The organism is Candidatus Limnocylindrales bacterium, from assembly GCA_035559535.1.
Taxonomy (GTDB): domain Bacteria; phylum Moduliflexota; class Moduliflexia; order Moduliflexales; family JAUQPW01; genus JAUQPW01.
The window spans coordinates 1-23,382 of sequence record DATMBG010000045.1 but is presented as its reverse complement, the minus strand read 5'-3'; the positions used below and the strand labels follow the sequence as shown (position 1 = coordinate 23,382).

The 23,382-nt window shown below is 47.4% G+C and carries 19 protein-coding genes; all 19 read right to left on the bottom strand.

Going from position 1 to position 23,382, the window contains the following annotated elements:
* Positions 1-122: 122 nt before the first annotated feature.
* Complete coding sequence (locus tag VNM22_17535) at positions 123-1,100, bottom strand: glycosyltransferase family 2 protein (protein HWP48962.1); 978 nt, start codon at positions 1,098-1,100, stop codon at positions 123-125.
* A gap of 313 nt (positions 1,101-1,413) precedes the next feature.
* The gene (gene asnB / locus VNM22_17530) at positions 1,414-3,357 is read right to left on the bottom strand and encodes an asparagine synthase (glutamine-hydrolyzing) (protein ID HWP48961.1); all 1,944 of its coding nucleotides are present in this window, start codon (positions 3,355-3,357) and stop codon (positions 1,414-1,416) included.
* 117 nt (positions 3,358-3,474) lie between these two features.
* On the bottom strand, positions 3,475-5,154 hold the full coding sequence (locus tag VNM22_17525) for a hypothetical protein (protein HWP48960.1): 1,680 nt from the start codon (positions 5,152-5,154) through the stop codon (positions 3,475-3,477).
* 226 nt (positions 5,155-5,380) lie between these two features.
* Complete coding sequence (locus VNM22_17520) at positions 5,381-7,561, bottom strand: bi-domain-containing oxidoreductase (protein HWP48959.1); 2,181 nt, start codon at positions 7,559-7,561, stop codon at positions 5,381-5,383.
* A gap of 9 nt (positions 7,562-7,570) precedes the next feature.
* Entirely contained in the window at positions 7,571-8,437 is an 867-nt protein-coding gene (locus VNM22_17515; GenBank protein HWP48958.1) for a polysaccharide deacetylase family protein, read from the bottom strand.
* Between the two features lie 108 nt (positions 8,438-8,545).
* Positions 8,546-9,499 carry an NAD(P)-dependent oxidoreductase gene (locus tag VNM22_17510; GenBank protein HWP48957.1) on the bottom strand — a complete coding sequence of 318 codons (954 nt, stop codon included), beginning with the start codon at positions 9,497-9,499 and terminating at the stop codon, positions 8,546-8,548.
* A 241-nt stretch (positions 9,500-9,740) separates the two neighbouring features.
* Entirely contained in the window at positions 9,741-11,315 is a 1,575-nt protein-coding gene (locus VNM22_17505; GenBank protein HWP48956.1) for a hypothetical protein, read from the bottom strand.
* Entirely contained in the window at positions 11,299-11,913 is a 615-nt protein-coding gene (locus VNM22_17500) for an acyltransferase (protein ID HWP48955.1), read from the bottom strand. Before VNM22_17500 ends, VNM22_17505 begins: the two co-directional genes overlap by 17 nt.
* Entirely contained in the window at positions 11,897-12,148 is a 252-nt protein-coding gene (locus VNM22_17495) for an acyl carrier protein (protein ID HWP48954.1), read from the bottom strand. The genes VNM22_17500 and VNM22_17495 overlap by 17 nt, the downstream gene beginning before the upstream one ends.
* Positions 12,149-12,195: 47 nt before the next feature.
* Entirely contained in the window at positions 12,196-13,974 is a 1,779-nt protein-coding gene (locus VNM22_17490; GenBank protein HWP48953.1) for an HAD-IIIC family phosphatase, read from the bottom strand.
* A 77-nt stretch (positions 13,975-14,051) separates the two neighbouring features.
* Positions 14,052-14,945, bottom strand: a complete 894-nt coding sequence (locus tag VNM22_17485; protein ID HWP48952.1) for a class I SAM-dependent methyltransferase — start codon at positions 14,943-14,945, stop codon at positions 14,052-14,054.
* Positions 14,946-14,956: 11 nt separating this feature from the next.
* Positions 14,957-15,373, bottom strand: a complete 417-nt coding sequence (locus VNM22_17480; GenBank protein HWP48951.1) for a MaoC/PaaZ C-terminal domain-containing protein — start codon at positions 15,371-15,373, stop codon at positions 14,957-14,959.
* A gap of 68 nt (positions 15,374-15,441) precedes the next feature.
* Entirely contained in the window at positions 15,442-16,557 is a 1,116-nt protein-coding gene (locus VNM22_17475) for a GNAT family N-acetyltransferase (protein HWP48950.1), read from the bottom strand.
* Between the two features lie 8 nt (positions 16,558-16,565).
* A complete protein-coding gene (locus tag VNM22_17470; GenBank protein ID HWP48949.1) occupies positions 16,566-17,699 on the bottom strand; it encodes a DegT/DnrJ/EryC1/StrS family aminotransferase in 1,134 nt (377 codons plus the stop codon).
* A gap of 67 nt (positions 17,700-17,766) precedes the next feature.
* Positions 17,767-18,798: a lysylphosphatidylglycerol synthase transmembrane domain-containing protein gene (locus tag VNM22_17465; protein ID HWP48948.1), complete on the bottom strand. Its 1,032-nt coding sequence runs from the start codon at positions 18,796-18,798 to the stop codon at positions 17,767-17,769.
* A 246-nt stretch (positions 18,799-19,044) separates the two neighbouring features.
* On the bottom strand, positions 19,045-20,082 hold the full coding sequence (locus tag VNM22_17460) for a glycosyltransferase family 2 protein (protein ID HWP48947.1): 1,038 nt from the start codon (positions 20,080-20,082) through the stop codon (positions 19,045-19,047).
* Between the two features lie 71 nt (positions 20,083-20,153).
* A complete protein-coding gene (locus tag VNM22_17455) occupies positions 20,154-20,459 on the bottom strand; it encodes a hypothetical protein (GenBank protein ID HWP48946.1) in 306 nt (101 codons plus the stop codon).
* Positions 20,460-20,474: 15 nt separating this feature from the next.
* The gene (locus VNM22_17450) at positions 20,475-22,349 is read right to left on the bottom strand and encodes an FAD-dependent oxidoreductase (GenBank protein ID HWP48945.1); all 1,875 of its coding nucleotides are present in this window, start codon (positions 22,347-22,349) and stop codon (positions 20,475-20,477) included.
* An 805-nt stretch (positions 22,350-23,154) separates the two neighbouring features.
* Positions 23,155-23,382, bottom strand: a 228-nt coding sequence (locus tag VNM22_17445) for a hypothetical protein (GenBank protein HWP48944.1), incomplete at its 5' end; no start/stop codon positions are given.

The following is a 23,382-nucleotide window of genomic DNA, read 5'->3' as shown; positions in this document are numbered from 1 at the left end:
TAAACACGTAGTAGGGGCGCAAGGCATTGCGCCCGTACATTGATTTGGGTTATCCACGAAGGGTTATAGCTGAGACGCGGAGACAGAATTCCCCGTATCCCCGTGTCTCAGAACTCCGCGTCTCAAACAGGGTCCTTATCCCGGTCATGAAGGAGACTGAGCTGGTAACGCTGTAATATCCAGAGTTCGCGTTGAATCATATTGCCTTGTTTGACCACAACCCCCAGAACGAATAAGAGAATGGCCAGAATCATAAGAGAGAAGCTCATCAGAGCTGTATAGGCCGATACCATCTTCAAATAGAAGAGAATCACAGCACCGATAAAGGAGATAATTCCCAAGAGCATAGAGATTAAACTCATGGCCCAGACATATCGTACAGGATTGGCGAGAACACTAAACAGGCTATGGGAGACGATCAGTTTGTTTACTTTTGAGGAACTCTTCCGCTCAATACGCCGACCCCGATACTTATATTCCTTCCATTCCAGGATGGCCGGTATCTCCCGAATTTTAAACCCAAATGCAATTGCTTTCAACATGACTTCCAGATGGAATTCTTTACCATCTTCATAGAGCGGCAGGGATTGGATTGCTTCCCGGCGATAGGCACGGGTCATACCCGTATTCATAGTGGCGGCATTGGCCATACAAGCTCGGATGATGCGATTACCGACCCGACTGAGCCATACCCGTTTAAAAGGAACATTCTTATAACCGCCTCCTGGTAAATTCGGGCTGGCCACAATCATGTCGGCATCCGGCCATTTCCGCATTGCTCCGATGAGATCCTGGATGATGGTTTCACCCCAGGACAGGTCTATTTCGGTGGTTATGATAATGTTACCCCGGGCTGCTGCAATTCCCGTTCGCAAGGCATAACCACGACCGCGGTTATAAGGATAACCCAGTACACGCAAATTCGGGCAATCTTTGGCGATTTGTTGGGCAATCTGACCTGAATTGTCCGTGGAGCCATCATTAACAAGGATCAACTCCCATTCTCCGTCCAATAGTTTGAGTTGATCCAGGAGTTGCTGGATAGCCTGCTCAATAATTTCTACTTCATTGTAAAACGGGCAAATAACCGAAATATCCATAGCCAGAATCAGAAGTCAGAAGTCAGAAAGCCCTATCCCCCTTCCCCCGCTCGCGGGGGAAGGGGGGGATGGGGGATAGAGGTGAAACACCTGCACTCCCAGTTAAGTAGGGGCGCAAGGCATTGCGCCTGTATTTCTACCTTATCCTGGCGCCTATACCCTCTTTCCCCTCCTTTTAAGGGTAAGTTAGAAAAAACCTACCTTAGAAAGGGAAGGGGAGTGAGGTACTTGCTATTCGCTATTCACTACTCACCAACTTAAAGTGAGGCGCTTGCATTCCCAGGTCTGACTTCTAAGCTCCTTTCTAAAGGGTTTAGGTACTACCTTGACGGTCCACAGCTATTCGGAACCAGAGCTCCAGGACGATAAGGCTAAATACTTGTTTGACAAACACGAATTCACCGCGATGCATGGCTTGACGAAGTTTCGAAACGGCTTCCGGTCGTAGGATGCCGCGGATACGGATTGACCTCTCGGAAAGAGTATCGTACATGAGCTCTTGGAATTTAGGTTCGGAAAAATATTTCTCTATAGGGACATAAAAGGGCATTTTCCGGCGAGATGTGATTTTTTTCGGTAAAATTCGCCGGGCGTATTGCCTCAAGATATACTTGGATTTCCCCAAACGAATTTTTAACCACGGAGGTAACCGGAGCACATACTCGACCAATTCATGGTCTAAAAAAGGAACACGGGCTTCGATACCGTGGGCCATAGACATCTTATCCTGCTTCATAAGAATATCATCGGGCAACCAGTGGGAAAACTGCAGGTGGATAATACGGTTCAGATAAGGCGCCGGGCTGTCCAAAACCTCTAGATCTCTCTCAGAGAAGGGTTTAGCTCTGTCTGGAGTCTTGGGAAAAAAAGGAATGGATTTTTTAAAATCTTCCGTGTAAAGTTCCACCGTATCCCGTGCATCAAACAGGGAGATAAGATGGCTATAAGCTTCTGGTAATTGCCAGGGTTCTAAAAGGTTAAGAAAATCCAGGACCTTAAGTTTACCTCGTCGGCCTAAACTGGCCGGGTAGCTGAAGGCTAAGTTAAGTAATCCAGCCGGGATCATGGACAGGACCGGGGGTAGAAGGGCACGCCGGATAGGGCCTGGGATAATACGGGTCATTTGATGACCGGCCAGGAGTGCTTTATGGAACAGATATCCCCCCAGTATTTCATCGGCTCCTTCACCGGCCAAGATAACTGTAACCTGCCTTTTTGCTTCACGCGCCAGTTGATACATGGGAATGACGATGGGATCTCCAATGGGTTCATCCAGATGATAAATAATCTTAGGGAGTAATTCGATATCCGAGATCCGACAGGCAATTTCGGTGTGTTCGCATCCCAGAAGTCTGGCGGTTTCAGCCGCCTCAGCCAGCTCATCATGCTCATAGTTAAAGCCTACGGTAAATGTACGAACCGGTTTTGAAACCAGCCGGGCCGTTACCGCTGTAATTGCGCTGGAATCTAATCCTCCACTTAAATAGACCCCCAATGGGACTTCTGAAATTAACTGCATGCGAACACTTCGTTCAAAATGCTCGGCAAAACCTTCCAGATATTCTTCTTCTGTACCTTTGAAAGGTCCCCCGAATAGTTCGGGTTGCCAGTACTGCTTTAAGGTGACCTGTCCGTTCTGAACGATGGCATAATGTGCAGCCGGAAGTTTCCGGAGTTCTGTAAACATTCCACCAGGACCCGGCACATAACGAAGGGTCAGATATTCATGAATGGCCTGGGGATTCAGGGTAGGTTCAAACCCCTTATAACGCAGAATTGATTTGAACTCAGAGGCAAACAAAAAACAGCGGCCCGGTAGGTGCAGGTAATAGAGCGGTTTTACACCGAATCGATCCCGGGCCAGAAACAGTTGCCGTTTTTTCTTGTCATAAATGGCAATGGCAAAGATTCCATTCAATCGTTGTAGGCATTCCGGTCCTGATTCCTCATAAAGGTGCAAAATGACTTCAGAATCCGATTTCGTTCGAAAGATATGCCCTCGCCGTAACAATTCTTCACGGAGAGGTTGATAATTATAAATCTCCCCATTATAGACCAGGACCAGGGACCCATCTTCATTCTCCATGGGTTGATGCCCCCCCGCCACATCGATGATACTTAATCTACGATGCCCCAAGCCTACCCCATCGGCCTTAAAGTAACCCACACTGTCAGGTCCCCGGTGGCGTAAAGCCTCCGTCATACTTTCCAAAAGACCTTCTTCTTTAATTCCAACATACCCACAAAGTCCGCACATTTTGTCCCTGATCCGTTATAGGAGAGTGTGTTTTTAAGTATGGGAGTGTGGGGGTATGGGAGTATGGGGGTATACTCTCCCATACTCCCATACTCTCGCATTCCCACACTCCCACACTTAATCCTCGGGGAAATTAATCCTGCGTTGCAATTTTATACCCGATCCAATTTGCTTTGGATTAATCTCCCGGAGCCTGTCGGAGTTCAATCCAGACCCTTCCCCCAATTCATGGTTAATGAAGTAGCGGGACGAGCCCATATGGATGGTGGTAAATACTTCTCCCCATTGTAAATTCTCAACATACTCGCCATCCGGTCCGGAAATTTCATCGTAAACATCCACCCTGGTTTCGTCAAATTTTATGATCCGTCTGAACTGAATCTTTAGTGGGCGTTTGCGATAAATCAGTGCCTTCACCAAATACCTCTTGAGCCATCGGCCTAAACCGGTCAAACGCCCAAAAGATAAGGTAAACAGGCGGAAAGCCACAAACCTGAAAGGTCCCATGGTGGGTCTGGAGATCTCGAAGAATATGCCTTTGACCTCGATTTTGTCCGGCTCGACGGAAAAGATCCGGTGAGGATCTTCGCACTGGGTAGAAAAAAGCTGTCCGGTATGGAGTCGACCGATATACCCACAATCGCTATAAACCAGCTTTTTATGGAAACGATCGAAAACCTTTATGACTCCTCCCTTGGCTATTCCGATATAGGCATCATAGCGTTTCCGGCGAATACGGGCGATTCCTGCCTCCGGGAACCAGACAAGCCCCGGTTGACGGGATGGTTCTTCCGGCTGGAGGGGAATACGATTCTTATCGACACAGGCCAGATAGGCAAAGACGAAATTATTAAGAAAAGGAAAATAGTTGTAACTATCCACACTTCTCAAGCTCACTGCCGCCCCATTGACTACTGAAGGTCGCATGGTCTCAGCTATCCAGGCGGCTATGGGATGGTAGGCTGCAAACATCTCAAAAGCAGCGGGGTAATAAGTCTGGGTATTACGACTGGCATATTCCCCTCCCAGACTCCCATCTGGATGCACAAAATGGGCCAGGAAGGTCATCGAACGACCTAGAGATTCTGCCAGATCTTTATTCTGGCTCAGTTGCCAGTGGCGCACTAAGTAGAAACTCCCATGGGTTTGGTATCCTGGATCGGCCCCTCCATATTCTTCGTACCAACCCTCCCGGGACTGTCGACTCAGGATTTTTTCGATAAAGTATTGACTCCGTTGTTCGAAGATCTCCTCCCCTGTAATCCGGTAAACATGATACAGAGCGGCAGCAGCAGCGGAAAGGTGATTCGAGAGAAAACCATGGGTTTCATCATTTTTGATCAACCATTGACCTGCCCGCACCATGGTCTGTCGTAGCTGGGCTTGAAGGTCCTTCGGCAAATCATTTCTAGTAAATTCAAGGGCTTCTCCCAGGTAAAAAGTTGTAAAAGCCGTAGCGGCTAAAGAACGTTCCAATGGGTAGGCCTCATCGAAACTTCCATCGGAATGTTGAATGGCCGACCAGAAACGCATTCCCAGACCGATCCAGTTCAGCAGTTTTGCATTATGAAAATAGGGGTTATTTTCCAAAGGGGTTGAATATAAAAAACTTAAAACGCATAACGCTTCCTGGAAACGAGCCCCCGGGAAGTCTACAAACTTCCAGGCCCAATAGGTACGATCACAACAGCCGGCAGTTGGACTTAAGGGTTCACGATCCATCAAACTGAGTACATGGGGGGCCTGCTCAAGGATAGAAGTAAAGTAAATTTCAGAAGCCGAAGGGTGACGGTTCATATCTTATTATTAGGTAAGAAACTGTGGGCTATAATAAACTCACAAAGACCCTGGGCAATTCTTCTATGTCCATCTTCATTAAAATGAACTACATCAAAAAATACACTGGGATCCTCTTCCAGAATGGGTCGTGCATCATAAACATACGTATAGGACTTCCGGTAAAGTTTAACGCGATTTGCGCTTATTGCAGGTCTGTTCGCAGGTAATTTTCACAGGCTTCTTGTTAGGTTGAATTGGTCGTTGGTAATTGATAGTCTATAGGGTTTCCGGTATCCAGACTCCGATGGATGAGAAAGGTCGTTTGCGTAACCGCGACAAGGGTTTCAAAATCTATGGGCATGGGACTTCCTGTTTCCAGGGCTTTTATAAAGGCAGATACCTCTTCCCTATGACCCTTGGCTTGATTAAATAAGCGATGCCGACGACGGCGGTTTCCGGCGTGCAGTGAGAGACTTCGATAATTATCCAGGATCGCCGTGCGCTGCCCGCCAAACATTTCCAGGTATTCCTTTGAAACGGTGGGGTCTCCGTTAGCCAGATAATGGATCACTCCGATGGAATGATTGGACAGATGTAGTGTGATGGTAATACTATCTCGATCTGAGGTGGGATGGGTTAAAGAGATCAAGGGTTCGGCAAAAATACGTTGGGGTAAAGCTCCCGTTAAGAAGCAGATGGTATCTACAAAGTGACACACTTCACCCAGAATACGACCTCCTCCCTCCACCGGATCGGAAACCCAGCTATCTTTGGGGAGAGACCCCGCATTAATACGATACATCACAAATACAGGTTCCTTACAGGAAGCGAAAAACTCCTTGCATTGAACGGCTAAAGGGGCAAAGCGGCGATTGAATCCGACCATCAGGCGTGGCCTTTCCAGGGATCGTACCACCCGGCAGATTTCGGCTAAGGATTCCGGTGTGAGTGCAAGGGGTTTCTCAACAAAAACAGCCTTTCCGGCCCGCAGGGCGTCGAGGGTCAACGGAGCATGCAGGTTGTGTCGGGTTGCAATAACCACGGCGTCGATTTCTTTATCCTGGATAATGTCGGTTGGGTCACTGGTGCAATAGCCTGCACCGTAATATTCTGCCACACTCTTGCTGGTAAACCCCGATGACGTACAAAACGCGTGGAATCGTACGGATTTTTGGCGGGCGAAGGCAGGTAGTAAAATCCCCTTTGCAAATTGCCCGGCACCGATGACCCCGATACGAATCGGACGCCCGATAGGGCGAGATGAGTAAGAAGGTAGGGTTATACGCGAAGGCTTCGAGGATTCACCCGGGTACTCGAGTACAATGGCGATGGCCGACTCTTGTTTTTCTCCCGTTACCAGTTGATAAGCCGATTCGGCTTCATCGATGGGAAATCTATGGGTAATCAGAGGGCCGATTTTGACATCGTTTCTGGCTACCAACTCCAGAAACGCCGACATATTACGCCCTTCTGTCCATCGAACATACGGAAGGGGATAATCCAGGCCGTGGATCTCATAAGCCGGATCGTATCGCCCGGGACCGTAGGAACGGCTTACAACCATTTTAAGCTCTTTTTCATAATAGGGGCGACGTTCGATGTGCATTCCCACATCTCCGATTATAATGACCCGACCTTTAAGTCGAGAAATTTCCGCGGCCTGTCGAACAGGTTCATCCGACTTCGTAGCTGCACAGATCAACACCGCATCGGCCCCTTGTCCGCCGGTAAACTCCGCAACGGCGCTGACCAGATTCTTAGGATCTCCCACCGTCCTGTGGGCTCCTAACCTGGCTGCCAGCTCGACTTTATAGGGATCAAGGTCTGTGGCAAGCACCGTTGCACCGGCGCACCGGGCCAACTGGGCAGCGATCTGACCCACCAGACCAAGCCCCATCACTACGACCTTCTCTCCCAGCTCGATTTCTGCCAGTCGCACCCCTTGCAGGGCAATCGCACCAAGGGTTACAAAGCAGGCCTCATCATAGGATAATCCCTCCGGGATTTTGACCGCCAGATTACGAGGTATGTAGTTAACTTCTGCATGGTTTGCGTAATTAAGCCCGGCGCAGGCTACCCGATCTCCGACATGGAACCCGATGGCTTCCTTACCCGCTTCAATTACTTCTCCCGCGCAGGAATACCCCAACGGAATCGGCGAGCTGATGAGATTTTTTACCACCTGATAGGTATTCCAGTAACCCTCTTGCCTGGCCTTGTTGAGAACTTTACGCGCGAGATCTGGACGGTCCAAGGCCTTTCCGATGGGCCCTTTGTTGGCGAGGGCCATGATGGCTCTTTCCGTACCCAGGCTGATAAGGGATCTCCGAACACGAACCAAAATACCGCCCGGTTGTAAAGCTGGCGGAGGAACTTCGTCTACCTGAAGTTTTCCGTTCTTGAGATTCTGCACAACGATTTTCATCTTTGTCTGTTAGCCATTTTGCAAGCAAGACGCCTGCGCTCCCGGTGGAGCAGTTGTCACATTCTGGACCAGAGCCCGGGTATCAACAAACGTGTATTCACGGCGGACGATTTCTAACATTTCTTCACACCGGTGGCGCTTGGGCTCACCCTTCATATGGGATAACGTGAATAACCTGGATTTCCAGCCGGTTAATCGATGGGTTGGAAGAGGATCTGCAAAATCTGTCAGGTGAAATAATAATACCAGGGGGGTACCCGTTCGTCGGAATTTTCGTAAACCTAAACGGAAATACCACGTACCCAAAACTAAGCTATAGCAGGGATGAAAGGGTAAAGGAAGAGGGGCATACCCGGGCAAAGGTAATTCTACAAGTGATCTATTCTCCAGTGGACGATGGGGCAACCTGCTTAACCCGGTAACCCCAACCTTCCGGGCAAACCGGACATCTGAAAATAGCGACGAGTCATAAAGGTATCCAGCCCTATCCACCAGTTCCAGTACCTCCCGATCAATATCGAAGTCAGGTGCTCGAAACCCGAAGACTTCGACGCCCAACCCGGTCATAATCCGTTCCCGACTCTCAAAAATCTCACGACGTTTTTCCTCGAAAACAAGAGTGGTTAATTTTCGATGGGTAAACGAATGGGAAGCTATTTCGTGACCTCGTTTCACAGCTTCTTTAATCAACCCACACTTACCAGGATGGTTCAGGTCTTCGGCAATAACAAATAGTGTGGCCCGCACTTTGACTTTGTCAAAAAAATCCAGAGCCTGTTGTAGACCCGTCTCAAAAAGCGGATCATCTTGGGCTTCATAAGACCACCCATGGATGCGATAAATCTGGGTTCCCCCATCCAGATCCAAATGTATCATTGCAGGAGGCTTACTCAAATTTTGGTTAGCCTTAAGAGCCAAAGTCACATCTGTTGTTAGTCTAATCATAGCAAGAGTTGTTAGTCTTGGAGGAGAACCAGTTCATATTCATGAATGTACTAACTCCCAGGGTAGATCGCTTCTATCTCCTACCTTATAGACCTGTTTCATCCATTCAATAGTCTTGGGTACTCCTTCCTCGAGGGTGGTTTTGGGATTATGACCAAAATCCTTTTTAGCTTTCGTGATATCTGGGCGCTTATTCTGTACGTTGTGTTTATCTTCCGGTAGGTAAGTGACCAGACTATCATCTTTACCCAGATATCGGAGAATCAAATCACTCAATTCACGAACGCTACGAAACTCCTCCCCCCCGATATTATATACTTCCCCTGGGATAAAATTATCACAAACCTTGGCCAGGGTGGGGATAAAATCATCGATGTACATGAAGACCCTGTGGTAACCTTCATAGACCTGATAGGGTAATCCGTGTAAAGCCCGGTAAACAAAGAGGCAAACTACACTTCTGTAGTTATGATAATACTCACCAGGACCGTAAGCGTTGAAAAAACGGAGACGCACACAGGGGTTCCCGTAGCGCTTCTCGAAATTCATAATTTGGATCTCATTGACCCATTTTGTAGTGGCGTAATCGTTATGTTGAATGATGGAATGGTGAAGGGGAATATTTTCATGCAGAATATCTTGATGGCGGTCTCCATAAATTTCTGAAGAACTTGCAAAGATAAGTTTAAATCCATGTTTACGCTGTAATTCCAGGATATTACGGGTTCCGATTACATTGGTTTGCCAGAGCGTATCATAGTACTCTTCTCCGTTAATACGCCCGAATTCAGCCGCTAAATGATAGACGTAATCATATCGCTGCTCGAAAACGCGCTCCAATTGTCGATAATTGGCTACATCTGCACGGTAGTATTGCTGATCCGGTTGATGTTGCAGGTCGCAACCCCAAACGTTATGCCCGCGTCGTCTTAACTCGCGGACCAGGGGTCGACCCAGGGTCCCTTTAGAGCCGGTAACAAGAATATTTGCCATGGTTCCCCCTCCCCATTAGAAAACCCACAGATGGGAAATCCAGTTCAAAGTTACGGGATCTTCTTAACCCTTCTGTAGAACTGGACCCAACTGCCAGCCGAAAGTTGCAGGTTCTTAATGATTTGTTGTAACCTACCTGTCTGTCGGCAGACAGATATGCCTTAGTGGAATGGTTATTAGGGTATGTACTTATTTTCAAAAATCAATAAGGTAGTGTAATTGCAATAGGCCAGAATCTGATTTATCTATAACTGGAGACCTGTCCGGGTTTTTTGAAAACCAACAGAAAAGGAAATTTTGCCTTATATTGGTTATCGAGGACGAACCCATGGTCTCCAAGAAACTCCGTGACTGAGGTTACAAACCTTGGACCGGAATAGAAGAACCATATACGATCCACACCTTCAAGGTCGAGTTTATCTAGCTCCTTCCAGGGAAGGATAGGTTGTAACCAGGTTGCCATACGGGACGGGAGAATTTCAACATGGTCAGAGCGACCTAGCCGTCGTGTCCATTCCCAGTAGACCTGCCAGCCCAAAGGCATATGTTTGTCGCAAAGGATCAAATCTGAATCTCCCATTTCCCGAGCCACAAGTAAAGTACCCTGACGTGCCGGCGAAGGGGTCATATTCTGTTTAAGCGTGAGAAGGATGCTTGCCAGGACCCACGGGAGAAAAATACCCATGAGTATAATCTTATTTACACGACCATCGAAATAACCTAAAAACACCAGCAATAGCCAATATCCCGTTAATCCTACCAGTACATATCGGGCGTGTAAGACCGGTGTGAACCCCAGAGAGAGGCCATAGAGGAGGGTAATAGGGGTTCCACAGAGTAATACAGAAATCCAAAACCATCGAGCCGTATCCTCTCCACTCCGACGGGGAGGCCAAAGTTGATAAATCTTTCGCCCTGCCAGAAACAATAATATCAGGTGCAGGAATCCCGCAGCTATCTTGAGGGTGGGTCGTAAGGCCTGTGCATGTAAGGGTGGTAAGGGAGTTCCACCCCCTGGATCCTCACCGGATAGAAAGAAAAAGGGAAGTTCTCCCAGGACGATGGTCGGGTCCTTGCGTATGGCAATCACATTGGCTTCGATTCCACGGGATTGATAAACAGGGAACACATAAGCGACCCAGGGCAGGAGAGCCAGGCAAGGAAGTATCGCAGCCATCAGAAATGTCCACCGACGGGGTCCATAAAGCCAGTTTATAATGACAAATGCCGGTAACAAGAGTAGCCCAGATCCGTGGGTATAGGCCATTAGAGTCATCACCAAGGCCCAGGCCATTAACCTGGAAGTATGGGGTTGTTTCCGCCATTGCTCCCAAATCAAGATGGCTACTACTGCCAATAATACCAGCAAACCGTACATTCGAACCAGATTCACCGCACTACCTATTCGAAGATAAGGTACCGAAAACAGGAACGCAGTCAGTCGCCAATGGGAGGTTATTTGACTGGCCAGATAGGTGAACAGAACAAGGGTTAAACTGCCTATCCATAAGGCCGATGCCTTTGCCGCACCATCGGTATGTCCAAAGATATTAAGCCACAGGCGTTGGAAGAGGTACGAAAGGGGAGTCTGGACCAGATCCAGGCGGGCAAACTCTAACTGCTCTTTAAGGGGTTTAGCCGCCAGTAGTAACGGTCGGATCTCATCGGGAATAAGTGTTCGATTCCAACCTATGAATCCAACTATCCCGTATAGCAAGACCTGGAAGCAGGCCCACGTCTGCCAGTTGTCTAGTTTCCAAAAGGAATTGAGTTGACTCGCATTGAGCTGTGGGAAAAATTTATTTCTTTCCATCATGATCGGGTTGGATCCCGTAAATCGAGTCTTTCTTTGACAGGAATTCTCGCATCACTTCCACGTAGGGTCTCGCCGGGGAACCGATCACTCTTCCGTTTGCCGGTACATCGGTGATAACATTGGAACAGGCTCCGATCACAGCATGATCCCCAATGGTCACTCCCGCTTTGATAAAGCAGTTTGAACCGATCCACACATTAGATCCAATCTTAATAGATTTCCTTCTATAAGCCTGTCTACTGGCATAACCCTCTTTGCTGAGCATGGAGTGCTCCTGGGCTATAATCACGCAATTCGGACCTATACCGGTATTATCTCCGATTTCAATACCGCCTAGCGCATCGATGAGCACATTCTGATTCGTCGCAAAGTTTTTTCCTATAGATAACCCATAACTGTTTACAATGGTACAACCCCGGCTGATCCAACAAAATCCGGCCAGCCTTTTCGTCGTGCATTTAAGGAACAGGTATCTGAGAACAACACCTTCAAACCCCGGCCAATTCCGGATAATCCACCAGATATATTCCTCTGCACCCCGGATCAAAAACTCCTTGAGGCTATAGTGGGATATTATGTGTTTAACGTTGGGAATCATTTTTTACCTGGGGTAAAAGTTCTTCTACGGCTTCCATAATCAGTTTTACGCTTAACATCTCTACGATTTTCTCATCGGTAAATTGGACTCCGAATTCTTCTTCCAAAGCCAGTATCAGGTTCATATGCTTCAGGGAATCCCATGCTTCAATATTTTCCGGAGAGGATTGTTCATGGATCTGATCTAGGGGGAGTCCTAAAACCTGACTCACTATCTGAAACACTCTTTCTTTCATTTTTCCTATCCTTCCTCAACAGGTTCTTATACTCTAGGGTTTTTCGACTACTTATCGATCTCAGAATCGATGTGTTTGAAGAATTGAGATTCGCACCGTGTGAAGGTCGTCAAATCCATTTGAAAGGAGTAAACCTGATCAGCCACTCCGACGGGTTTAAAAGCCTGATTCAGATAGAAATCCTTGACCTGACCGTTCTTAGCGGTCGGCCGATACTCACCCATCGCGACTTTACTTCCTTTCAACTTAGCCCGTTTCAAACACTGAATAAGAAAAGCCTCCTCAACCCCTCTTCCCAGTACTCGACACGAGAGTAGGAAACTATCCAGGATCGCCTGATCTGCTTCATATTTTAGAATACAAACCCCTACGATGCCGGAATCTCCAAATCGATCTCGAAGCCTTAAATAAATTACATCGGCAGAATCGCTTTCACTCAATCGTTGAATATCTGCATCGGAATAACGCCGGGTGGTAAGGTTAAATTGATTGGTTTTCTGGGTCAATTGCGCAATGCGAGGGATGGAAAACTCATCTGCAAAGCGAATCTCTAAAACCATCTCCAGGGAAGCATAATAGCTCTCTAAATTTATACTTTCCCTTTGAAGCTGCTTACGAGCGGCTTCAGCCCTGTACATCATCCCGCGGTTACGATCTTCTTCTGAGAGGGCTAAGGTCTCAAATAACCCACAGGAAGCCAGGATCTCCCGATATTCAATGGCTCGATCCCGAGGTAATGGGATAACGGTCACTTCGGGAAGGGTCTGACGGATCAGATGGATTTCAAAGTCACTATCGTCCATAAAAACGAGACTATCCAGACCGATGTTTAAATCTGCAGCAATCTGCTGAAGGTTGGTGGCCTTATCCCGCCAGTTAATCTGGGCCGTAGCAATATGCTCCTTTTGAAGGACCATCTCCGGATGCTTTTGGAATACTTCCCATACCTCTTCTTCATTGTTTTTACTGCAAAGCGCGAGAATAACGCCGCGATGATAGAGATTTAAAATCTCTTGTTGAAACTCATAATAAGCAGAGCCGGGATAAGTTTTACCGAGCTTGATGCCCGCAAGCCCATCTTCGCCGATGGTTCCACCCCAGAGAACATGATCACAATCCAGAACCAGACATTTTTTGCTTTTACCTTTAAGGGGCCGAAGATATTTAAATACCTCCCGGGCTATCTCCTGCAGGGCTTCCCGAGAGTAGGGAGCTTTACCGATATGCCAGTATCGAAGATCATAAAAGTTCCTGGCGCCTATCCGGATCAGGCAGGTGTTCAAATCCACAAAATAAGCATTGGGCTGCTGTTGGAGGGTATCCCGCAAAAATTGGTTTAAATCCTGAATAAGGGCGGTTTGTCCAGCTTTTCGCTGAGGGTCTATAATCCCTAAAGCCGGGTATACCGGAAGCTCAAAACCATGCCACAGGATCATGCCCGAAGTTTGTTTGCGGATACCTGTCAAAACCTTCACAAAGAAATCTTGGATCCTTTCTTTTTCGACCTCAATCTGCTCCAGGCTCAGACCGGGAAAACTTCTGGCCAGGCTCCAGGATAAGGTTTCTAGTTTCAGAAAGATAAGAACACAATCGGTTTCCTCATTTAACAGATCCTTTTGTTCCCCCGCAGCTTCTTGAAAAATCCGATCATATCCACCAAACCGGGTCCGAACGTTGAATCCCATTTGATAACCCAGATAACGTAAGTAGGGTTCTATAGGTTCCAGGGTAATATTGCGTAAAATAGTTATGTTCAGGGGCGGCAAAGGAGCCAGTTTCTCAGGACTCAGTTCTTCTTGAATTTGAGAATAGGACAGGGTCTTCATAGACAGGATCCTTTGAGTTAAGTTTTTAATGAATTTTTACTTTTCAAGTCAAGAAAACATTTTCCTTTTATTAAGGATCAGGAAACAATAAAAGCGGCTACTTTAGGAACGATCTCTCCGGGTTGGCCCTCATAGGCCCGTTCTTCGATGTAATCCAGGACCTTAAAGCCCGCCGAAACAAGTTGTTTTATGACGTCGTCGGGAGTCCAATACAGATATATGTGATCTGCATTGGGTGCGGTCAAGGCTGCCGTAATAAAACCATAACCCTCTGGCTTTAGGAGTTTTCTTAAATGATTCAAGAAAAGTTGGGGATCGCTGAGATGCTCTAAAACCTCAACGACCTGGATACAAGGTAGGGGTTCCAGGTCTGCGCCGATGATATTGATATCCATGGGGGTAAAAGAGTTTGCGTATCCCCAACCTTTTATATTGTTCATGGTAAATTGCCTTGAATAGGGGCTTATATCAATTCCGTATCCGTGGAAATTTCGATCATATCTAAATATTTGAACGGTGTAAAAACCTGTTCCGGTGCCTACTTCATAGAATCTTTTATCGTCCTGAGTATCTAATAAGGGTAGAAAATTCTTCTTATAGTAAAGGAATTGCCGATGATGGTGCCGCCACAAGAAATGCGAAATGAAGATTCCCGGCAGGTATAGGTGCATCATGTAATCTTCATTCATATAGACTTTTTGATAGGCTTCCTGGTAAGTTACCTCTTCATATTTCAATTTCTTATTGAAGAGTTGTTGTAGCCGCATGGCATCAATGGCGAATTTGGTGTATCCGCGAACGGCATTTTTATAAGCCTCTTCATCATTTCCGAATAGCTTTTCTAGATGGATATCAAACTCTAATTCCCAGGAAGGACCGAATTCGGACTGAACTTCCAGAAAGGTCTTTTTAAACATCAAAGCATTTTTAAAAAATATTTTTTTGAATAATTCTAAAGAATTTAAATTCATAAAGACCTCTTTTATTTCTTAAAAACGCACGTTGCCTTACCTTCTACACAGGTCGTTCCGTTGAGTTTTTGGATTTTTAAGTCCAGTAAAATGGTTCCCAGGGGGTGCAAAATTCTTTTTACTGTTACGGTGTACTTAACGGTATCTCCTACATAAACCGGTGCATGAAAGTTTAATTCAATGGAACCGATAACGGTATTTTCGCCTGGAATTTCCATTCCTAAAATACGGGAAAACTGGATGGACAGTAAAAAACCATGGATAACCAGGTTATCAAACCCTTTCTGTTCGGAGAAAGTTTTGTTAGTGTGGATTCTGGCCGTATCTTGGGTTAAAGTGATAAAACGAGCGATCGTTTCTTCATCGAACAGGACCTCTTCCGAGTACGAGTCTCCTACTTTAATGTCGTTTATGGATAAAAGTGCCATGAAACCTCCATCCTTCTAGATGATAGGAAATAAGCAATTTTCATTTTCTCATGGACGGGGATCTTTCTTTAGCAAAACCAGCGATTGATAAGTCCCCCTATAGAGGGAGTTACCTTCAGGGGGAGTTTTCTCCAGAGTTGTCGGGCCAGTCCTTCTGAGTCATAATATTTTTCCAGGGATGGAGCCTTTCCCCTGACGGGCAGGTGATAAATTACGGCCGGGCGGGTTCGCGCACCCCATCGTTCTTTAAACTCAATCAATCCCGTCTGGTTTCGAGACGAAGTTCCCCAGCTCAATTTTCTATAGCCGAGTTCCAGGCCAAGTTGAATCGCCCGCCAGTAGAGTGCCACATATGCTCGTAAAGGAACCGCCTCAGGAAGGCAGGCGGCAAACTTACTGATCAAATTCTTACCCCAGCAGAAAAGGAGGAGGCCGCCCACACAACGCTGATGGACATAGGCCAGGAGCAGGCGAGCAGACCCAGATCCGTGTAAGCGCTTCCATAACGTTGGAAAATAATGGGCCCCGTAGGGAGGGGTCCCAAAATCATGAAAAACTTGTAGATAGATCTGATAGAATGTACGGAAATCCTCTAAACTCCTGGCTTCCCGGACTATGACTCCTCGATTTTGCGCCTTACGAATTGCCTTACGGTGGTCTTCCTTTAGACAGGCCAATACTTGTTCCTCATTATCCAGTTCCATTTCCGAGATCAATACCGGCTCGCTCTGTACCAACTGGAGCCGGGCCAATGCCGGACGTGAAGATCCATAACGCAACTCCAGGTAATTAACCTGCATTTCTCGCGCCAGCTTTATGGCCTGTTCCACAAGGGCCAGCTCCGATGCCTCATCGCTCACCAGAGCTCCTCCAGAACCGATGTCATAGGGGATTGAAATGAGCTTGGACCCCAAGAAGGGAAACCTGACCAGAAACAGGGGAAGGATACCCGTTAGGTTTCCTTCCGACTCACACAGCAAGTAGAAAGGTTGATGCCCAAAGATTTCCCCAATGATATCCCGCCAGAGAAGGGTATGATAGAGATTAGCTTCGGGATGTTCGGTAACAAAACGTGTCCAGCGTTCGGCATCTGCTTCCCGCAGGGGATAAGCCAGGGGTTGAGTTTGGGATGAAGTAACTTCTGGTATCTCTGAATTCAGACTTCCAGGAAGATGGTTTAGCATGAATCGTTCTAATTCCTTAGCAAAGCGATGATTCGGTTCCGATCCTCAGCCGTAATCCTGCTATGCGTAGGTAAACCGATTAATTTAGTGGCCACATCTTCAGCAACCGGACAGGTACCAGGTCTATAGCCGTAAGCCAGGAGATCTGGCTCGTTCTCGATGGGATAGATCGGGGTTCTGAGGGGCCAGGCGATGAGTTCGATATGCTTTCTACGAGCCTGTCTGAGCAGAGCCTCCTTGTTTTCGACCAAGACCGGAAAGTAATATAAAGGTTGAGACGTCTCGGCTATGGGGAGGATTAAGTGTTTAAGACCCCTGAGAGCCCGACTGTATTCGGTACAACAAAGGTGGCGATGGGCTGCATTGGATTCAATCTTATACAACCAGCGCCGTCCCTCCTGCATTTGATAACGACTGGCCCGATAGGCTTTATGGGTTATTTCATGGGTTATTTCTACCTGGACCGGGCGTACTTTATAACCCGGGTTGATTTTTCGATAAAGATTAAAGAGTGGCCAGTACCATGCCGGTCGAAGGAGGTATTTTTGAAACCAAATTTCTGCACGGAGTCGGATATCGGCAAATTTACCGGGCCGGGGTAGATCCCTTTGAATTTCTCGGATTTTTCTTGCAAGCTCAGGATCGTTGGTGACAGCTACCCCTCCACTTCCGGCAGGAAGCGGTTTGAGTAAATTATTGCTAAATATGGCGGCCTGTCCCCAACTTCCAGGATACCGACCCTTTGTACGATACGGTAAGCATTGGGCGCAATCCTCAAACACCGGGATTTGGTTTTGGAGGGCAATTTCCCTGACCGCTTCAATTCCGGTTGAATGACCATAAGTATGCTGGAAAAGTATTCCTCGAGTGGCCTTTCCCATGGCCGATTCAACCTGCCGTGGGTCGAGATTTAACGTATCCGCTGAGATATCTACATAGACCGGTTTAAGATTTAACGAAAGTAGAGCCAGAGGGACGACCCTGCAGGTCAAAGGGGAAAGGATAATCTCATCCTGGGGCTTTAAACCCGAAACCATGAGGATACTCGTCAGGGCATGCCGTGCATATCCGAAAGTAATGGCATAGGAGACCCCGAGCCGGTGTGCAAATTCCCTTTCATAGTCATCGGTGTATTTGTCCATGGCCCTTAACCCTCTTCCAGGAGGATATCTTGATGCTGAGGAATAGAAGAGATAAGGTACTGACTCTTCATGACTTGCTATTCACTTCTTCCGGTGAGGATCTAAACAGGGATATTTGACGGGCCTGCCGGATGGGATGACCCTCCCTCTGAACGCCCCAGATATAGAGTCCACAACCTATAAGACAGAGGGGAATGGTGCCGAGACGCCAGGCCAGCATCAATTGGGCCCCGCCCATATAACCCAGTAACCCGAACAATCCGTTAAAGGCAGCTTCACCGACTCCCAGTCCACCTGGAGTTATGGGTAGCGCATTGACCAGCATGCCGAGCAGGGCTAATAAACCGACGGTAAGACCGGAGACCTGGGGAAAGAACTCTCTTCCGACCAACAAAAACATGCCGGTAAGTGCCAGATGGCCACAGAGAGAAATAAATGCAGCGCCCAGGAGAACTCCCTTATAATCCCGAAATGCAGAAAGTACCTTAAAGGCGCGCTCTAAATAACAGAAGAAAGGTATTCGGATTCGGGTCAGGAGGGGGTAAGAGAGTTTACCGATCCGGGTGCGTAGGGAGCAGGAAAGGATAATTCCAACCAGTATCCCTATCATGCCGATCCCTGCAACGATCACAAGCCATTGGATAAGTAGATAGTCCTTCACAAATTGTCTGTTGAAGAGGGCCAATCCAACTATCAGGAACAGGAGAGAAAATAAAGCTACCGCACGGTCAATGAATAAAATCGTGGCAACTTCAATGCCACGACCGGGGTTTTCCAGGGTCAAGTAATATAATTTCATAACATCCCCTCCTGTCCCCCCCGGTATACAAAAGTTAAAAAAAGTACCCACGGTAACCAGTTGGTATCCTTTACCGAATGGGAGACAAATTCCCTGGGATCTAAAGAGATATCCCAGTCGTTTAGCTTCCACCGTTGCCCCGAACAGGGTTAAAACGACCAAACCCGGCAGCAGCCACAGAATGGAAATTAACCGGTTGATGGAGGACCAGATCCCGGTTGTTGAAAGTACATAGTAGAGTAAACCGATCCCCAAGACCGTCCGCAGTATTATCCAGAAATGAGGAGTAAAACGATTCATAAGCCGGTGGAATAGGAGGTAGAGAAGTACTACCCTGTTACCTTAATTTTGACTTCACAGGGCTGCTTTCACCCCCAACCCCCCCCCTCTCCGCCCCACCCCTTCCCTCCCTGTCCATGGGGAGGGTGAGGGAGGGGGCGAGGGGCCAGGAGTGAGGGCCACTTAAAAGTTAAGCAAAACTAAGTAAACCAGGTAGTACTTTTTCCTGATGGGAAATAACCTTTCCCAGGGTAACGTCTGGTCTGCTTAACCTGCTTTGAGGGGTCGGGCCGATGAAGGGGGAGAATGGGATATCTGCTCCAGATAGTGGAGCAGGGTCCCCCCCACAACGCAAAACCCGCAATATATAAAATATAACCAATGCATGGGAATCACGCGGATCATAAACCAAATACCTGAGTGCTTTGCGAAGTACCGATAAAAATCACGATTGAGGAAAGTAACGATCAGTGCTGCTAATCCCGCACCAACCCACGCCATCGACCACCATATCCCTGCCAGAGCTAACCACATCGCCAGATAAACTAACAGGACACTCACGCGTTGAGATGGTTTAATGTTAAGGGTATTGGCGAGGGTACCTACCCGTAACATTAGACGTGTCCAGGGGATCCCCCGGTCGAAGATATCGGTCTTGAGGAGATTCCACAAGGTCCAGCGTTTCAGGTGTTTCCCCTTAATACGACGATCCAGGACAATCCGATATCCTGCGGCACTTAACCAGGTACCCAGCTCGATATCTTCGATGGCCGGGCGACGATATCGCTGCTCATCAAACCCCCCAAAGGCTATGAATAGATCGCGTCGTATTGCCCCACATCCGCTCCAAAAAGTAGTGATCTCTCCACTACAGGTTTGATGCACATAATGATGGAAAAGATTCTTGTATTGGGAAAGAAAACCTGGATCGGCCGGAGCTTCATCATAGGAGCCTACTACGGCATCAAGGGTCGGATCTGAAGCGAAGGCTTCAGCAAATCGGGCTAGTGTATCTTTGTGTACGCATACATCGGAATCAATGAAAACAACGTATCGCCCGGTGACATTGGCTACCCCGTAATTTCGTGCCCGTGCAGGTCCTCCCGGTCCATCGATTCGCAAATATCTAAATCCATAGGAGGTTACCAGAGGTTCGATGGGCTCTGTGGAACCATCGTCTACCACCAACACCTCAAAATCATGGTATTGGGACTCCGCCAGTGCAACAAGACATTGTTTCAGGTTATCCAGCGAATTGTAGACGGGTATAACAACGGATAAAGTTTTAGGTTTGTTATTCTTCATCGATCGTTCCAGGTCACCGTCCTTGTTCTATGACCTTAAATAAAGGAAAGGGGGTAGTAGATAACGAATACTCAACGCTGCCGAATTCCAACGATTTTATTATAGATCTTTCCTATAGTCCAGCCTACCACTCCACCCAGGATTGCTCCATAAAAAAATCCTATCAAACTTCCTTTCCAGGTAACCGAATATCCGGGGAAATATTGACCCAGCAATTGTAAATGCTGGCCTACCCTGGGCCCTCCTTTAATGAGTAGCCAGGCCGTCATGACAAATAATCCTATTCCGCCTATCATGGCACAGACAAAGGCCAGTACCCCGGCCTGGATTTTGACAATGGCCCGGCTTACCTCTTCAGATTCGTCATGTTTTGTCATGGTTAGCTTTCCCTGTTATACATCATCCAGAAGCCTGCGTTGTGCTTCGGCCTCGGCTCGTTTCTTAAGCAGAAAAGCGTAAGCTCTCATTCCCCAATTTCTCAACCAGGCTATAAGATAGCCTAATGTAAATCCTCCTACTCCGGCTTCGACCAGACCGACAAACGCGCCTGACCAGGTAACCCGGAATCCAGGGAAGTAATGACGCAGCAAGGACAGATTCGGTCCGATCACGGAGCCACCCTTTAATAAAAGTATAATAGTTGCCAGGAAAAGACTCAACCCAGAAACTATCCCTACGGCGGTACCCAAGGCCAGCGGATCTAATTTTGCAAATACTGCTTCAATGATTTCATCGGGTGAAATAGGAGGGGTTGTCGTTGCCGGAACTATTCGAGTCGGGACCTGACGATCTCCCAGGGTTGTATCCCCCACTTTTGAGAAAACCTTTTTCTTCGAGATCTCCGCCTTCTCAACCCGGCTTTCCTCGTGATATTCCATTTCGGTATTCACCGACCAGACGTCATATTTTTCACCTACAATGTTCCGTGCTGCATAGATTCCTGTCAACATGGAGTGGTCCTGGTTGTTGTAGCGATGTAAACCGTTTCGACCGATGGTTTGAAGGTTAGAGAAGGTTTCCAAATACTGACGGAGGATGGCTAAGTTCTCGTGGTATTTTTGATCATAAACGGGGTAGGCCTTCTTCATTCGAACCACCGTACCATCTTCTACCTCGGTGGGATCAATGAGTCCGATCTGGGCACACTCCCGGATTCCCAATTCAATGAGACGGTCATCGGACCAGTTCCATTCCTCGTCTTTGTCCCATAGGAAGTACTCAAGACCTAAAGAGGTTCGGGTTGGATCGGGAACCATGTCGGGACTCCAGTTTTTGTAATTCTGGATTCGTCCCATCTTGACGCCCGGCGTGTGGATGTAGATCCAATTATCCGGGAAGACGGATTCTCGCCGGACAATCAGCACCACCGTTAGATAATCTCGATAACGGAGATTCTTTGCAGCCTGTAAAACCTCCTCCGGTGGAGCAGGATCCAGGGCTTGCATAAGCTCCCGAAGTGGCATGGTGGACAGGAAATGGTCTCCGCCAAACTCCAGCAATTTCCCGGAGAATGTTTTTCCGTAGATGCATTCTACACGCCCATGACGATGGCGTATCTTTTCAACCCGGGTCTCCTGGATTGTTTCATGACCCCGTGCCGCCAGTAACTCCCTACAACGCTCCCACATCATCCCCGGTCCGAGCCGTGGATAGTAAAAGTTGTCGATGAGGGTTGTAATAATCTGTCCGTTCTTCGTACGACCAGAGCCAAATAGGGCATTCCGAATCGCTTCGCTCAAGGACAGGTTCTTAATACGCTGTGCGGCCCAATCTGCCGAAATTTCCGTACAGGGAATACCCCAGACTTTTTCAGTATAGGTTTTAAAGAAAATTCGGTAAAGGCGATGTCCGAATCGGTTGGATACCCATTGTTCGAATGTGGTTTCTTCTTCTGAAGGAAACAGTTTGGCTTTTGTATAACTTAAACCCACCAGGAAGGCCTCTACCGGTCCCAATCCAGCTAACGCATTGAACGCTTTCAGGGGATAATCAAAAAAGTGCCCATTGTAGTGGATACGTGAAAGCCGCGGTCGGACCAGGAAGTCTTCACCCAATATCTCCTGCCATAACTCGTTGATCAGGGGAACTTTAGAGAAAAACCGATGCCCACCGATATCAAATCGATAACCTCGATAGGTTACAGTCCGAGAAAGCCCACCGACTTGATGGTCGGCTTCGATTACAGTGGATTTTAGACCTAATTTCGAAAGTTCATAGGCTGCAGTTAGTCCTGCCGGACCGGCCCCAATAATTGATACTTCTGACATATGGCTTACCTTTCGTTATCCCTGAGCAGTTAATGGGATTCCTTTTATGAGATTTTGTTTGTTTACCTGATTTGCCTATAAAGGGTGAATGAGCAAACAGAAGAAAATTGGGAAGGTGGTAAGAGTCGGGGCGACCCGCCCATCGCTTATACCAGATCTGATCCATGCTTAGACTCCGTCCCTTTCACTTACATGCCAGTAACCTTCACAATAACCCAACGACCCGTTATAGAAGAAACTTAACCGAAATTAACCAAATCAACCAGATGGGGTTAAATGGGAAATGCCTTACTGGAGCATAAGCATCTGCCTTACCTTCCTTCCCTGGGAGACTATGCGCTACCCATTAAGTCTGGGAAAGCTTGATCTGTAGGGTAAAAAATGGACGAGCGAGAATCGGGAAAGCAAGACTGGAATTGACTTTCCTTGATTTTATTTTCTCACTTTGTCTAACCCTCTTTCAGATCTCCTCAACAGATTTGTCGAAAGTCTTTTTTCTCAAAGCTTTCCAAGAGATATAGGTAATACATAACCACCCGCAGGGAAATCCCCCCGCCCCCACCCCTTCCCTCCCCGTCCATGGGGAGGGAAGGGGTGGGGGGAAGAGGGAACTTCACTTCAAAGTTCCTTCCCCTGCAAAGCGGGGAAGGTCAGGGGGCAAATGCCCACGCTCCCGAACGGGCAAATGGCAATTCCTGAATCAACTCAAGCTATTGAACAGACAACCAGCCTGATACACCAAAAATACCCTTCTTCGGTTACTGAGTCTACCCGTCCGTTTACCCTGTAAAAGCAGTTGCAGAAATCATACCACAAGGAGAATCCTTGAACATCGAATTCCAGCAGTAGCCGGAAAGATATTAATTTTCTTAACCTTTTTATCTTTTCCAGAGGGATTCCAGGTGGAAGGATGATCTTTCCGAGAAGGACTCCAATAACCCAAATCGTAAAAAAATCTGACATTTAAGAGGTAGAATTTATCCCTTAGGAGGGGAGGAATAGGGATTAAAATCCAGAGAAAATAACCGGTTAA